The organism is Agrobacterium sp. LMR679 (genome assembly GCF_027157905.1).
Classification (GTDB): domain Bacteria; phylum Pseudomonadota; class Alphaproteobacteria; order Rhizobiales; family Rhizobiaceae; genus Agrobacterium; species Agrobacterium leguminum.
The window spans coordinates 2,228,087-2,241,800 of sequence record NZ_JAPVOJ010000001.1 but is presented as its reverse complement, the minus strand read 5'-3'; the positions used below and the strand labels follow the sequence as shown (position 1 = coordinate 2,241,800).

Annotated in this window: 12 protein-coding genes and 1 pseudogene; 3 read left to right on the top strand and 10 right to left on the bottom strand. The window is 59.5% G+C overall.

Annotation, left to right across the window (positions count from 1 at the left end):
* Positions 1 to 93: 93 nt before the first annotated feature.
* Together O3W47_RS10345 and O3W47_RS10340 are read right to left on the bottom strand one after the other, a co-directional pair.
* Positions 94 to 723, bottom strand: a complete 630-nt coding sequence (locus O3W47_RS10345) for a flavin reductase family protein (protein ID WP_020810590.1) — start codon at positions 721 to 723, stop codon at positions 94 to 96.
* 320 nt (positions 724 to 1,043) lie between these two features.
* A complete protein-coding gene (locus O3W47_RS10340; RefSeq protein WP_135397670.1) occupies positions 1,044 to 2,171 on the bottom strand; it encodes a porin in 1,128 nt (375 codons plus the stop codon).
* Between the two features lie 41 nt (positions 2,172 to 2,212).
* Between O3W47_RS10340 and O3W47_RS10335 the strand changes: the two genes are divergently transcribed.
* Positions 2,213 to 2,608 (top strand): hypothetical protein, encoded by a 396-nt coding sequence (locus O3W47_RS10335; protein ID WP_174025084.1) that lies wholly within the window; start codon positions 2,213 to 2,215, stop codon positions 2,606 to 2,608.
* A 23-nt stretch (positions 2,609 to 2,631) separates the two neighbouring features.
* Here O3W47_RS10335 and O3W47_RS10330 read toward each other — a convergent pair whose 3' ends face one another.
* The 6 genes from O3W47_RS10330 to O3W47_RS10305 all read right to left on the bottom strand — a co-directional run bounded on the left by O3W47_RS10330 (position 2,632) and on the right by O3W47_RS10305 (position 8,938).
* Positions 2,632 to 4,806: a putative bifunctional diguanylate cyclase/phosphodiesterase gene (locus O3W47_RS10330; protein ID WP_135397665.1), complete on the bottom strand. Its 2,175-nt coding sequence runs from the start codon at positions 4,804 to 4,806 to the stop codon at positions 2,632 to 2,634.
* Positions 4,807 to 5,035: 229 nt separating this feature from the next.
* Positions 5,036 to 5,971, bottom strand: coding sequence for a 2-hydroxyacid dehydrogenase (locus tag O3W47_RS10325; RefSeq protein ID WP_269313649.1), 936 nt, complete (start codon positions 5,969 to 5,971; stop codon positions 5,036 to 5,038).
* Between the two features lie 23 nt (positions 5,972 to 5,994).
* Positions 5,995 to 6,726 (bottom strand): amino acid ABC transporter ATP-binding protein, encoded by a 732-nt coding sequence (locus tag O3W47_RS10320; protein WP_003521699.1) that lies wholly within the window; start codon positions 6,724 to 6,726, stop codon positions 5,995 to 5,997.
* On the bottom strand, positions 6,707 to 7,366 hold the full coding sequence (locus O3W47_RS10315) for an amino acid ABC transporter permease (protein WP_127757127.1): 660 nt from the start codon (positions 7,364 to 7,366) through the stop codon (positions 6,707 to 6,709). The genes O3W47_RS10320 and O3W47_RS10315 overlap by 20 nt, the downstream gene beginning before the upstream one ends.
* Positions 7,363 to 8,067, bottom strand: a complete 705-nt coding sequence (locus O3W47_RS10310; RefSeq protein WP_003505665.1) for an amino acid ABC transporter permease — start codon at positions 8,065 to 8,067, stop codon at positions 7,363 to 7,365. The genes O3W47_RS10315 and O3W47_RS10310 overlap by 4 nt, the downstream gene beginning before the upstream one ends.
* A 67-nt stretch (positions 8,068 to 8,134) precedes the next feature.
* Positions 8,135 to 8,938: a transporter substrate-binding domain-containing protein gene (locus tag O3W47_RS10305; protein ID WP_020811663.1), complete on the bottom strand. Its 804-nt coding sequence runs from the start codon at positions 8,936 to 8,938 to the stop codon at positions 8,135 to 8,137.
* A 295-nt stretch (positions 8,939 to 9,233) separates the two neighbouring features.
* Between O3W47_RS10305 and O3W47_RS10300 the strand changes: the two genes are divergently transcribed.
* Both O3W47_RS10300 and O3W47_RS10295 read left to right on the top strand, forming a co-directional pair.
* Positions 9,234 to 9,554: a hypothetical protein gene (locus O3W47_RS10300; RefSeq protein WP_003505663.1), complete on the top strand. Its 321-nt coding sequence runs from the start codon at positions 9,234 to 9,236 to the stop codon at positions 9,552 to 9,554.
* Between the two features lie 157 nt (positions 9,555 to 9,711).
* Positions 9,712 to 10,734 (top strand): LacI family DNA-binding transcriptional regulator, encoded by a 1,023-nt coding sequence (locus O3W47_RS10295; RefSeq protein ID WP_125146216.1) that lies wholly within the window; start codon positions 9,712 to 9,714, stop codon positions 10,732 to 10,734.
* Positions 10,735 to 10,961: 227 nt separating this feature from the next.
* Here O3W47_RS10295 and O3W47_RS10290 read toward each other — a convergent pair.
* Both O3W47_RS10290 and lhpI read right to left on the bottom strand, forming a co-directional pair.
* Positions 10,962 to 11,989, bottom strand: a pseudogene (locus O3W47_RS10290) (trans-3-hydroxy-L-proline dehydratase).
* 10 nt (positions 11,990 to 11,999) lie between these two features.
* On the bottom strand, positions 12,000 to 13,709 hold the full coding sequence (gene lhpI / locus O3W47_RS10285) for a cis-3-hydroxy-L-proline dehydratase (protein ID WP_269313648.1): 1,710 nt from the start codon (positions 13,707 to 13,709) through the stop codon (positions 12,000 to 12,002).
* Positions 13,710 to 13,714: the final 5 nt, after the last annotated feature.

Here is a 13,714-nt window from a genome sequence, read left to right as displayed (position 1 = left end):
AATCGTCATCGCCGCCTCGATGCCCTGCCCTCTCATTTTCTCGAGTTTGCGACGGCAGGCGAAAGGTATTCAGCGCTTCAGCCGCAAGAACCGTCACTCGCCATCCGGCTTAATGAAGTCGGTCATCGCGGGCGCCTTGAGAACGAACTGGCGATCCGAGCTGATGTAATTATCGGCATGCAGGCGCGCAATCGGCTGATATCGGTCCGGATCGACATAACGCCCCTCCGCATCGAGGCAGTCCTTGTGGACATGCATGTGCACTACCTCGCCCAGGACAAGGGTACGGCGCGGATAATCGATCAGGCGCTCCACACGGCATTCGAAGGCGCAGGGCGATTCCGCCGCAAAGCTCGCATCGATCTTGCTGCAGGGCGTGGCCGTCAGTCCGGCAATCGAAAGTTCATCAACTTCGCTGTCGAAGCCGAGGCCGCAGACGAGCATCTGTTCGGACAGAGCCATATCGACCATGTTGATGACGAATTCGCCGGTGCGACGAATATTGGCCATCGTATCCTTCTCCTCGCCCGTCACACGCGGCTGGATGCCGAGAACAACGATCGGCGGATCATGGGAGAAAACGTTGAAAAAGCTCATCGGCGCGGCATTGTTGTGGCCAGCGGCCGAGCGCGTTGTGACAAGCGCTATCGGCCGGGGACCGATAAAATTGGTCAGCAAGCGATAACGGCTCTGCGGCTCAAGCGCGGTAAAATCGAATTCCATGGGAGCACCTGACTTATTGTATACAATAATATTTCATATTGCAGACAATTACTCAATCGCCCTGATCACGGGATAGCCGATTTTCCTGCATGGACATTTGGGGGAGCAAAGGAAGAGTAGCAAGCCCGCACGCATTCTCCAACCAAATGGACGAGCCGCCATCCACGCATCGACTATAATCGCAAAAACTCCCCGGCCTGGAGGGGTCCGGGGAGTAAACCTGACATCATGTCAGAAACTTTGACTGGAGCTAGTTACTCACCCGTTCGGAAACGGGGTGGATCTGAGTTGTCTAACCCTACTATGCTTTTTGTAGACTATTAGAACGAACGCTGCAGGCGAACGAAACCGGTCCACTGGTCGCCAGCGCCGCTGCCGATGCCGCTACGAACGCGCTCATTGCCGTCAACGCTCTGGTAGTTAACCGAAACGAGCGTGGAGAGGCCGGAAGTGATCTTGTAGCCAACTGCTACACCAGCGCGCCATGCATCGCGGTCGCCAGTGAACTTGCCGTCGGTGCCGATATCGAGCGTACGGAAGTACTGAACGCCGGGGGTGATGGTCAGTTCTTTGGTCGCCTTGATGGCGTATTCAGCAGCAACGGACCACTCGGACTCTTCGTAGTATGCGTTGGCGCCAGAAGCCCAGACGCCTGCGAGGCCGAACGTGCCCGGGCCAACATCAGCGGTGATGATCGCACGGATCGCACCGTTTTCAGCGTCGGTGTCGTAACCGCCGAGCAGGTTAGCCTTAACGCCGCCGAACTTGGCGCCGATGATGGCGCTGACGCCGACATTGTTGTCGCCCTGGCGGTTCTGCGTCGTCCAGTTGAGCTGGTTTACGCCCAGATTGTTGCGCTGGATGGTCGTCGTGCTGCCAGATGTTGTGATCGAGTTACCGGCGATAACACCTTCCAGTTCTTCAACGGCAACACCAGCGTAGAAGGAACCAGCGTCATAGGTGTAACGGATAGCATTCAGACGGGTCTGGTTCGAGCTGAGGTTATCGACTTCACCAGAGAGACCGTCATCCCACCAGTTATAGTAGAAACCGACCTTCAGGCCGCTGATTTCGATGAAAGCCTGGTCAAGAACGACAGCGCGGCTGCTGTCCTGGTCGGCCTGGCCACGGAAACCGAAGTAACCGCGCAGAGCGCCGAGCTCGGTGTCCGAACGCGTGTCGACGTTGAACTGGGCGCGGGTGAAGGAATCCCAGTCGGACGTGCCGGACTGGTCACGACCGAAGTCGGTCTGGAAACGGATGTAACCGTCGAACTTCAGGCAGGTTTCGGTGCCGGGGATGTAGAAGAAGCCGGTGCCGAAAGCGTCGCAGACGCGAACATATTCCATGGGCTCGGGCTCGGCAGCGACGATGGCGTCAGCGGCCTGTGCGCCGGATACTGCTGCGAGAGCCGCAGCGGAGCCGATCAGAAGGCTCTTGATGTTCATTTGTAATCTCCAGTCAAAAATTTTTCAACGAATGCGCAAATTTGAGGGCTGGTCTTTTCCCTGCCGCCCGCTTCCCTGCGCTGATTCAGCAAATGACAGAAGTTGCGGCAGACTCGCAATTTAAATCGACGGAATACAAATACAGACAAAGTACGCAATTCAGTCTCGTAGTAAAATTACAACAATTCAATAGTTTAAAATATAATATTTCTTATTATTATTTCAAAATAATGGAATTAATTACTTTTAAATACTATCTTCAATTACTAAATTATAAGACACAAAAACAACAAACGCTCCCGTTCCGTCCGGATCGGGAGGCGTCAGTACTCGCGGGCATGGAGAAGCAAAGTGGTTTTCATCGAGGAACAGGAAAGGACGCAGGCGGCAAAACGTCCGCCCGGCCTCTCCCGGAAAGCCATATCTGGCCGATCTGAAACAACCGGTCGCCCGAGGCGGTCTACAGGCGGTCTTCGGGTAAGCCGGTCGCGAATATCGTCGTCTTCGCCAGCATGTCTTCTATCGCCTCTGCCGGTACCGGGCGGCTGAAGTAATAACCCTGACCGTAGGGGCAGCCGGCATCACGCAGAAATGTCGCCTGCTCGCCGGCTTCCACACCTTCGGCAATGACATCGATGCCAAGAGACCCGGCAAGCTGGATCATGATCGAGACGATGGCGCTGTCCTTGGTCTTTTCCGGCAGGTGGGTGAGAAACGAGCGGTCTATCTTCATGCAGGACAGCGGGAATGTCTTGAGCATGCCGAGGCAGGAGTAACCGATACCGAAATCATCCAGCGCCAGGCTGACACCCATCTGTTTGATGGCCCGCATGATCCGCACCGATGTTTCGACATCCTGAATGATGAGCGTCTCGGTGATTTCGATTTCCAGCAGGGATGGCGCAAGGCCGGTTTCCTTGAGCACCGACCTTATCTGCTGCACCAGCCCGCCCTGAAACTGCCGCGGAGAGATATTGACCGCCATTTTGACGGGCGACAGGCCGGCCGCGGCCCATGCCTGCGCCTGACGACAGGCCTTTTTGAGAATGCTTTCTCCGAGTTCGACGATCAGGCCGGTTTCCTCCGCAAGCCCGATGAATTCCGCAGGACCAAGCAGACCTTCCGTGGGGTGCTGCCAGCGCACCAGCGCCTCCACGCCGCTGATCCGGCCGCTGAAAAGATCGACCTGCGGCTGGAAGTGCAGTACGAACTCGTCCCTCTTTACCGCCTTTCGCAATTCCTCGATGCGGGTGAACTTCTTCCTCAGATCATCCGCCATATTCGGGGTGAAGGTGGCAATGCTGTCGCGACCGGTATGTTTGGCCTCATACATGGCGAGATCGGCCGCCGCGACGATTTCCGCCGTGGTTTCCCCATGTTCCGGGAAAAAGGCCATGCCGATGCTGCATGTGACCTTGATATCGTAATTGCCGATACGCAATGGCTGCGAGACAGCGGCGCGGATGCGCTGCAGGCGGTTTTCGACATCGTCCCTGCGCTCTTCCAGAATGATGACGAACTCGTCGCCGCCCACCCTGAGAACGAGATCGTTCTTCCGGAGGCTTTTCGCAATGCGCTCGGCGGTTTTCGACAGCAACGCATCGCCGATGCTGTGGCCGAGCGTATCGTTGATCTGCTTGAAATTATCGAGATCGAGAAAACCGATACCGACCCTTCGGTTCGCCTTTGCCGCAGCCGCCAGTATTTCCGGCAGTCTCGTATCGAGGAAACGTCGGTTCGGCAGCCGGGTCAGCATATCGTGGTCCGCCAGGAAGGCGATATGTTCCGCCGCCCTTTTGCGGTCGATCGCCAGCCCCGCCATGCGCGCTGCCGCGCCGATGAATTCCACCAACGCCGCCTCCGGCTGGCGGCCGGCCAGCATGCACCAGACGAAACCATGCGCCTTGCCTTCGCTGGCGGGAATATCGAAACTAAACGCAATATTTTCTGCCGGATGGATAAGGCTCTCAGGATCGCTGACGCTGGAAACAAGCGCGGCCAGCCCCACCTGCTGCGCCAGTGCCGGCGAGGCATAAACGGAAGGCTCCCCTTCCGCCGCATCGAACACCCGCACCGCGCAAGCCAGTCCGGTCGCGAGATTTTCGATGGCCTTGACGAACTCCTCGAGAAAATCCTCGATACGCGCCGCCGCGACGATCATTTCCAGAATATGCGCCTGCGCCTGAAGCAGTCTTTCTGACGCCTTTTTCTGGGTTATATCCCGCGAGGCGCCGACCACGCCGATGATGTTGCCGGCCTTGTCCTTCAGCGGCACTCGCGACATCATGAGCCAGCGATCGATATCGCCGCGCATGGCGCGTTCCTCGTAACCGAGATCCGGTTCGCCGGTGCGCATCACCCGCGCCTCGGTATCGGGAATGCCGGCGCGCCGCGCCGCTTCACCGTTAATATCGTAGTCGGTGAGCCCGATCAGTTGCTCGACCGTGTCAAAGCCGTTTTCGGTGACGATGGCGCGATTGGCGAAAAGAAAGCGCCCTTCCAGATCCTTGGCATAGATAAAATCCGGCACGTGGTCGATCATCGCTTCCAGAAGCGCGTGCCGGTCGGAAGGATTGGTGTTTTCGCTCATGTCAGGAGTGGCGGATGGCGTGACATCGCGCTTTTTTCGCGACATCCGGTTCTCTTCGGGTGTCTTCGGGCCTTTGGAACGCACCTCTCCGCCTCATCATTTTATAAGGAAGCAGAATAGTAGGATTATACGTATTATATAAATATGAACAACGGCGGGAGATTGCCGGGAAACCCGCCTTTTGCAGCAGCCTGCCTGAAGCCCTGCCGGCCTCAATCGAAACGGCGCAACCGAAGCTGCGCCGTCAAAACGACAGGCGGCAATTCGTTGCCCGTCACACCACCGGCGTCGGCAGTTCTTTGCCGGCAAAATGGGCATCGAGATTGGCGAGAACGAGATCAGCCATGGCGCGGCGCGTCTGGTGCGTGCCGCTGCCGACATGCGGAGCGAGCGTGACGGTGTCGAAGGCAAAAAGCGCTTCCGGCACGCGCGGCTCATCCTCGAAGACATCCAGCGCCGCGCCACCGATCGTGCCGCTCGAAAGCGCCTCGACAAGCGCCTTTTCATCCACCAGCGAGCCGCGCGCCACGTTGACGAGCACGCCCTGGGAACCGAGGGCCTTCAACACATCCGCATTGACGATATGGCGCGTTTCGGCGGTTGCGGCGGCGGCGATGATCAGCACATCGCAATTGGCGGCCAGCGCCTCGATGCTGTCATAATAGTTATAAGCGACATCGCGGCGATTTCTGGCGGTATAGGAAATCCGCGCATCAAAGCCTTCGAGCCGCTTTGCGATTGCCTGGCCGATGCGCCCGAGGCCGAAAATACCGTAACGGCGGCCGGCGACGCGGGTGGAAAGCCCCATATCGCCCTTCAGCCATTGCCCCGTGCGCACATGCTGATCCGCCTGCGGCAGCTTGCGCGCCTGCGCCAGAACGAGACCGAGCGCGAGGTCGGCAACATCGGCTGTCAGCACGTCAGGCGTATTGGAGACGCGGAAACCGCGTTGTTTGGCATCAGTCAGATCGACCTTGTCGAAACCGACGCCGTTGATGGCGACAATTTCAAGATTGGGAAGTGCGGCGCCGATATCCGCCGGCAGGCCGATATGGCCGCCGGTGACGACGCCGCGGATTGAAGCACCCTTGTCAGCAAGGAACGCCGCCTTGTCAGCAGCCTCGAACAGGCGATGCACGGTGAAGCGCTGCGCGAGTTCTTCTTCCAGTGCCGGGATGAGCGGGCACAATTGCACGATTTCAGTGGTCATGAAGTTTCCTTTGCGCCGGTGAACTACTTCACATCGGCCTTGACGAATTGCCGGAGTTCCGGCGTTTGCGGGTTGGCGAAGAGTTCGGAGGAACGGCCTTGCTCCCAGATCTTGCCCTTGTGCATGAAGATGGTTTCGGTCGCGACGCGGCGCGCAAAGGCCATTTCATGGGTGACGAGGATCATGGTCATGCCGTCTTTGGCGAGGTTTTCCATCACGGTCAGCACTTCCTCGGTCAATTCAGGGTCGAGCGCCGAGGTCACCTCGTCGAACAGCATCACCTTCGGCCGCATGGCGAGCGAACGGGCAATCGCCACGCGCTGCTGCTGTCCGCCGGAAAGCTGATCCGGATAGGAATCGAATTTCTCCGAAAGGCCGACGAGTTGCAGAACTTCGCGGGCAATATCCTTGGTTTCCGATTTCGCCACATCCTTGACGATGCGCGGCGCGAGCATGATGTTTTCGCCGACCGTCAGGTGCGGGAAGAGATTGTAGCTCTGGAAGACGATGCCGACATCGGTGCGCAGCTTGCGCAGCGCCTTGGCATCTTCCCCGATGGCATGACCAGCGATTTCGATACGGCCCGAATTGATCTTCTCCAGCCCGTTCATGCAGCGCAGCAGCGTGCTTTTGCCCGAGCCGGAGCGGCCGATGAGGGCGAAGACTTCACCGCGGCCGACCGTCAGCGACACGCCTTTGAGGACTTCCAGAGCGCCAAAGCTCTTGTGAACGTTTTCAACGATTACTTCCGGCATGAAGCCTCCTTTCCAGCCAACGTGACAGCTGGGACAACGGGTAGCAGACGACGAAATAAAGCACGGCCACGGCGACGAAGACGCGGAACGGCTGGAACGTGGCATTGTTGATGAGCTGCCCCGCTCTCGCCAGTTCGACGAAACCGATGATCGATGCGATGGACGTATTCTTGACGACCTGAACGGCAAAACCGACGGTCGGCGGTAGCGAAATGCGGATCGCCTGCGGCAGGATGACGTAGCGATATTGCTGGGCGCGGGTCAGCGCCAGCGATTCCGACGCTTCCCATTGCTGCTTCGGCACCGCCTGGATGCAGCCGCGCCAGATTTCCGCGAGGTAACCCGATGTATAGATCGTCATCGAGGCGCCGGCGGCAAAGAGCGGCGGCAGTTCCAGTCCGGCAAGGCTGAGGCCGTAATAGGACAGGAACAGGATCATCAGCACCGGAATGCCCTGGATCACCTGGATATAGGTGCCGGCGGCAATGCGCAGCGCCTTGAAATTCGAGGTGCGGGCGAGCGCCACGAAGAAGCCGACGATGCCGCCGCCGATAAGCGCAATGATCGTCAGAAGCACGGTCCATTGCAGGGCGGTCAGCAGGAAGCCGAATTCGTTCCAGCCGAAAGTTCGAAGAGTCATGACTGCACCTCCGGCATGGCGGTCATCGTCTTGCGGGCGACGCGGCGGCCAAATAGCCACATGCCGACAAGGGCAAGGATGAGCCGCAGCGAAAGCGCCAGCGCAAGATAGATGAGCGTGACGACGATATAGACCTCGAAGGAGCGATAGGTCTGCGATTCCACGAAGGCTGCGGCGGCCGCAAGCTCATGGGTGGAAATGGCCGAACATATGCTCGATGCCAGCATCATCAGCACGAACTGGCTGCACAGCGAGGGATAGACCTTGGCGATGGCGGGCACGATGATGACGTGGCGATAGATCTGGTACTTGGTGAAACCAAGCGCTTCGCCCGCCTCGATCTGCGACTTGTGCACCGCCTCGATGCCGGCGCGGATGATCTCGGTCGAATAGGCCGCGAGGTTGATGGTCATGCCGATCAGCGCCGCCGTATCCGCCCCTACCCTGAAGCCGAGACCCGGCAGACCGAAATAGACGATGAAAAGCTGCACGAGAAACGGCGTATTGCGGATGACTTCCACATAACCGTCCACGATGATGCGGACGATGCCGCCATTGATGGACCGCAGCGAGGCCAAAAGAATGCCGAAAGCGCAGCCGAGCACGATGGAGAGGACCGACAGCTTGATCGTCAGCCATATGCCGTTCAGAATCTCGTTCTGATACTGGGCGAGCGCGCCGAATTGGAATGTATAGGACATGCGTCACTCCGTTGACATTTCCCGGGCCCGCCGAAAATTTTCCCGGCGGGCGCGTTGAAAGGCTCAATCAGAAGCTTGGCAATTGCGGCAGCGGACGGCCGGTCCACTTCACCGAGATACGGTCGAGATCGCCGGACATCTTCATGAGGTAGATGGAGGTGTTTAGCCATTGGCGCAGCTCGAAATCCTCAAGCTTGGTCGCCATGGAATTGCCCTGCTGGAAGAAGGTGAAACCAACCTGCAGACCGGCTTCCGGGCGCTGCTTGATGATGGCTTCGCCAACCGTGGACGGCAGGGCCACGGCATCAACCTGACCGGCAAGCAGGGCCTGGGCGCTGGTGGAATCGTCTTCGTAAACGACGATTTCAAGACCTTCGACATTGGCCTTGCGCAGCGCGGTCTCCTGCGAGGAACCGCGATTGACCGAAACCCGCTTGCCCTTGAGGCTGTCGAGATTTTCGAACTTCTGGTCCTTGCCCGAGATGATGTCCATGTTGAAGGCGCTGTAAGGCTGCGTGAACATGACGGTCTTGGCGCGCTCGCCGGTTGGCGCAAGCGTCGCAACAAGGAAGTCGACCTTGCCGGTTTGAAGGGCGGGAATGCGGGCGGGCGGTGTCAGCGGCACCAGTTCCACCGGCAGCGACAGGTAAGAGCCGATGAGATTGGCGACATCGACGTCGTAACCGGAAGGATTGCCCTTCTCATCCACCATGCCCATCGGCGGCGCACCGGTCAGAACACCGATCTTGACCTTGCCGCGCGCCGTGATCTCGCTGATCGAGACGGCATGGGCGGACGTGGTTGCGGCGAGCGTTGCTGCCGCAACACCGACGGCAACGGTCATGTTCTTCAGAAATCTGGATATGCTCATGGTTTCTCCTCCAACCTTATAAGTGGCTGCCCAGAATGGAACAGCGGCCTTGCGCGAACCGAAAAATGTTCTCGATAACATTTTAACGCGATTGACTAAAAACTCCTCCCAAGAAGGCGCGAAAGCACAAAACCAGATGAATCTCCTATGAAATTCAGTGTTTTCGGCTGGTTATCGATTTTCCTCTGGTCGACACCGCTTCACGTTCTTGGCAGGATCAATAATGCATGTTATCGGTATCATTGCAAGTCCGATCTACAGAACTGTTTGGGTCGGCAATCATTCGGGAGGAAACATGTATACACGCTCGGCAATTTTCGAAGGCAGGATTCACCCCGGCCGGGAGGAGGAGTTTTTCCGCATCGTCGAGGAGAAACTGCTGCCGGTCTGGAAACGCATGCCGAATGCGCAGGCCGTGCGGGTGATGCGCACCGAGCGTACCGACCCGGACGCCGCCTCGATCATCATGGTGCAGGAAATCGACTATCCGTCGATGGAGGCGGTGGAGGAAGCGCTGGTCTCCCCCGTCCGGTTGGAAGGCCGGGTGCTGACGGACGAGATGATGAGCATGTGCGACGGGCGCTTTTATCATCTGGTCTATAGCCGCGTCGCATAAATCCGGTGCACGCCGCATCGATCTGCAATCATACGGCGTGCTTTCCCTTATTGTCTTCGTGTATGTCTTGTCCTGAACCGGTTCGAATTTAGGGAGACATGCTTTGGTGGAGCGCACGCCCTTGGCCGCAGCGTTAGTCACGTCAAAAAAAGCAACCATGAGCGACGTCTCAAAACTCGCGGGCGTCTCCAAGATGACCGTTTCGCGGGTGCTGGCCGATCCCGCCCTGGTGTCGGAAGAGACACGCCAGAAGGTGATGAAGGCCATCGAGAAGCTGGGCTATGTGCCTGACCGGATCGCCGGTTCGCTATCCTCCCGCCGCACCAATTTCATCACCGCCATCCTGCCAACGCTCACCAACTCCAACTTCGCCGATAGCGCTCAGGGGCTTGCCAATGCGCTGCGCGCCGCCGATTACCAGTTGCTGATCGGCTACACCATGTACGATCTGCAGGAGGAAGAACGCGTCATCCGCACCATGATGGAGCGCCGCCCCGATGCCATTGTCGTCGCCGGCACGGTGCATACCAAGATGGCGAGCGAGGTTTTGATGCGCGCCGGTATCCCGATCGTGGAAATCTGGGACGTTCCCGAACACCCGATCGACCATGCGGTAGGTTTTTCCAATTACGAAGTGGGAAGAACCGCCGCCAAGCATCTGATATCGCTTGGATTCAAGCGGATCGGCGCGCTCGGTTCGAGGGCCGATGGCGATGTTAAGGACTGGCGCGGTGAAAGCCGCCTGCTCGGTTTCGGCGCGGCCCTGCGGGAAGCAGGCATTGCCGACGATCTCATCATCCGCGAAGGCAGCGCCCCGGTCTCCTATGACCACGGGGCAAAGACCCTCGGCTCGCTGCTGGCCAAGGCCCCAGATGTCGAGGCGATCTTCGCCGTATCGGATATTTCCGCCGTCGGCGCGCTGATGGAATGTCATCGAAGGGGAATCAGTGTCCCTGACCGCATTTCCATCCTCGGCTTCGGCGACTTCGATATCGGCCGGCAATGTTATCCGGCGATTTCAACGATCCGCGTCGATGCCCAGATGATCGGCCGCAGGGCGGGCGAGTTGCTGCTTTCGATACTGGAGGCGGAAAAGGATGCCATTGTTCCCGAGGGCGCAAGGGTGGATGTCGGGTTCGAGCTGATCGTGCGGGAGACGACGAAACGGCTGGGTGGATAAGGCTTTAGCAATAGTGGAACGAGCGGATGTCGCTTGTTTCTTCTCCCCGAGGGGGAGAAGTCCGCGGCAGCGGGATGAGGGGGCAAGCTCTCATTCTGTCGCTGGCGTTACCCCTCATCCGACCCTTCGGGCCACCTTCTCCCCGGCGGGGAGAAGAAACGGGCCGCACCGCCGGGCATATCTAAAAATCCCACCCCAGCGAAATTTTCGACCCGTAACGCCCTTATTTACCGCGCACCCCAGGTATCCGTCAGACGATACCCTTCCGGCCACGGATCGGACGGATCGAGCATGTGCTGGTGAATACCGGTGATCCAGCCTCGGCCGGAAATTTCCGGCAGGATGGCCGGACGGTCGCCGACCGTTGTGGTTCCAAGAATACGGCCCGTGAAGGTGGAGCCGATCAGCGACACCGCCGTCAGTGTTTCGCCTTCCTTCATCTCGCCGCGCGCATGCAGCACCGCCATGCGGGCTGAAAGCGCCGTGCCGGTCGGCGAACGGTCCACCTTGCCCGGCTGGATGGCGACGGCCGCCCCTGCCCTGAGGCCTTCGGCCGTGCGCTCCACCTTGCCCGCAAACAGGCAGAAGGAAAAATGCCGCCAGTCCGGGTTTTCGGGATGGTCGAAGCCCAAAGCCTTGTTGGCGGCATTGGTGATGCGCACGCCGAGGCGGGCAATCTCATGCGCCTCTTCCGGCTTCAGGCTAAAGCCCATCGCCTCGGCGTCGACGATGACGAAGCTGTCGCCGCCATAGGCCGTGTCCACTTTCAGCGTACCGAGGCCTTCGACTTCGAGTTCGACATCGAGCTTTGCGGCAAAGCTCGGCAGGTTCTGCACGAAAATGCGCTCGGCCTTGCCGTTGCGGCATTCGGCGCGCACCTTCACCAGCCCGCCCGGCGCTTCCAGCAGCATATGGGTTTCCGGCTCCTGCATCGGCACGATGCCGCCATCCAGCAGCACGGTGGAAACGCAGATGGAGTTGGAGCCGGACATGGGCGGCGTATCTTCCGGTTCCATGATGATGAAGGCGGCATCCGCATCCGGATGTTTCGGCGGCACCAGCAGGTTGACGTGCCGGAACACGCCGCCGCGCGGCTCGTTGAGCACGAAATTGCGCAGGGTCTCATCGCGGGCGATGAAGCGGCTCTGCTCCCAGATCGTCTCGCCCGGCGGCGGCCTGACACCGCCGACAATCACATCCCCACCTCGCCTTCCGCATGGGCGGAAATGACATGAACGGTCTTGATACTGCGCATTCAAAACTCCTTAGGAAAGCCATGAAGGAAGAAGGGATGGGGCACGGCCGGTCAGCGCGCTTTCAACGCACTCGGCAAGGCTGCCGAAGCGCACGGCGCGGCCGCTGAGGCCGGGTCCGTAATGAGCGTATTTGCCGGAATTGGTCATCAGGGCACGGGTCTTCGTCGGGAAAACCGGCTCGGAAATGGAGCACCAGCAAAGATCAGGCAGCACCTGCACGCCGCTGTCGCGCAGGCTTTGCAAAGTGCCGTCCTGCCCGGCCGCATCGATGACCTGCTGGCCGGCTGTGACGATCACCGCAACATCCGCGTGACGCCGGCGGCCGGCAAATTCAGCCGCAAGCGCCTGGCACTCCTCCAGCGAGGCGTGCGGGCTGCCGATGGCGACAAGTTGCACCTCTTCCGGCCCTTCATTGAGAAGCGACCAGCCGGCGGCCATATCGGAGGGTGAAACAGTAACGGTATCGGCCGTTTCGAGAGGCGAAAGACCGGCTTCCGGCGTTACGCCCTCTATATGAAGCATGGGCGCAGCGGAGGTGGTGCCGAAAGCGGCGCAAAGCGCCTTTAGATCATCCCGTGACGGCTTCGCAGGGCCAAGGCCGCGCAGCAGCGGAATGCAATCCGGCGCGGCCTTGCCCGCCAGATAACCGATGAGCGGCCAGAAGGCATCATCCACGCCCTGCGGCAACGCCACATTGACGATGCGCTGGGGACGACGATTTTCCTCCAGATAGACGCCGGCAAGCGGCGCCCTGCCCGTCAGCGCGATGCAGAGATCGAGAAAATCCGGATGTTTCGCCGTGCGCGCGCCAAGAACAGTATTGGCGAAGATCACCGCATTCGATTCCGCCCAGGCGATCATGTCGCCGGCTTGCGGCGCGCTGTCGAGCAGGTAAGGCGAACAGGTGAAAGTCGGGCGACAGCCCATGCGCACATAGGCATCCGCCAGCCTTGCGGCCGGGTCGCCGAAATCCTCCGGCATGCCCTGCGAACGCCAATGCGCCTTGTCCACCGAAATGGCGTTCATGGTCGTCGGCACCCGTACCTTCGCGCCCATCTCCGCCATTTTTTCCGCGAAGGTGAGATTGGCGGGGCTGGCATAGATGCAACCGTCAATATGGCCCTGCGTGACATCGACAAGCGCCGATGCCCCCTGCTGGGCGGCCATGGCGACGGTGATGCGCATGGCCTGCTGCACGGCGACGCCATCGCGTCCTTCGAGCATGGCCCGGTCGTCATCCCCAAGATCGAGATGCGCCGTCGCCGGCGGCGTGATGGCAAGGGAAACGCCATCGGCTTCGATGGCCGTCTCATCGATACGGACATGAACGGCTTTGGAGAACCGGGCGAAATTTTCCGCGTCAAGACGTAGCACCGGCAAAGGCTTGCCGAACATTTCGGCGGCGATCAGCGCGCCCAGCGTCAGCACGTCCTCGGCCTCGCAGAAGACCAGCGCCGAAGGCGCACGGCCCGTCAGGATAAGATCGAGCAAGACGCCTGAACCGGTGCAGGAACCGCGGCTGGTGGGCATGAACAGCACGCCGCCGGTGAGACAGGTGCCATGCAGCGGGTGGTGCACGTCGATGACCCGGCCGGTGGCGGGATCGACGCCGCCCCAGAAACTCAGCGCCTCGGTGGTGGAAATCGCCTTCCCTTCAGCCGAACCGGCCAAAATGCTGCGGGCTTCAGGAACGGCTACTGTCGAGAGGGAAGAAGACATCGGAA

Coding starts and splice junctions, on each gene's coding strand:
- O3W47_RS10345 (WP_020810590.1), bottom strand. CDS start 723: ATGGAATTCGATTTTACCGCGCTTGAGCCGCAGAGCCGTTATCGCTTG.
- O3W47_RS10340 (WP_135397670.1), bottom strand. CDS start 2,171: ATGAACATCAAGAGCCTTCTGATCGGCTCCGCTGCGGCTCTCGCAGCA.
- O3W47_RS10330 (WP_135397665.1), bottom strand. CDS start 4,806: ATGTCGCGAAAAAAGCGCGATGTCACGCCATCCGCCACTCCTGACATG.
- O3W47_RS10325 (WP_269313649.1), bottom strand. CDS start 5,971: ATGACCACTGAAATCGTGCAATTGTGCCCGCTCATCCCGGCACTGGAA.
- O3W47_RS10320 (WP_003521699.1), bottom strand. CDS start 6,726: ATGCCGGAAGTAATCGTTGAAAACGTTCACAAGAGCTTTGGCGCTCTG.
- O3W47_RS10315 (WP_127757127.1), bottom strand. CDS start 7,366: ATGACTCTTCGAACTTTCGGCTGGAACGAATTCGGCTTCCTGCTGACC.
- O3W47_RS10310 (WP_003505665.1), bottom strand. CDS start 8,067: ATGTCCTATACATTCCAATTCGGCGCGCTCGCCCAGTATCAGAACGAG.
- O3W47_RS10305 (WP_020811663.1), bottom strand. CDS start 8,938: ATGAGCATATCCAGATTTCTGAAGAACATGACCGTTGCCGTCGGTGTT.
- O3W47_RS10300 (WP_003505663.1), top strand. CDS start 9,234: ATGTATACACGCTCGGCAATTTTCGAAGGCAGGATTCACCCCGGCCGG.
- O3W47_RS10295 (WP_125146216.1), top strand. CDS start 9,712: ATGAGCGACGTCTCAAAACTCGCGGGCGTCTCCAAGATGACCGTTTCG.
- lhpI (WP_269313648.1), bottom strand. CDS start 13,709: ATGTCTTCTTCCCTCTCGACAGTAGCCGTTCCTGAAGCCCGCAGCATT.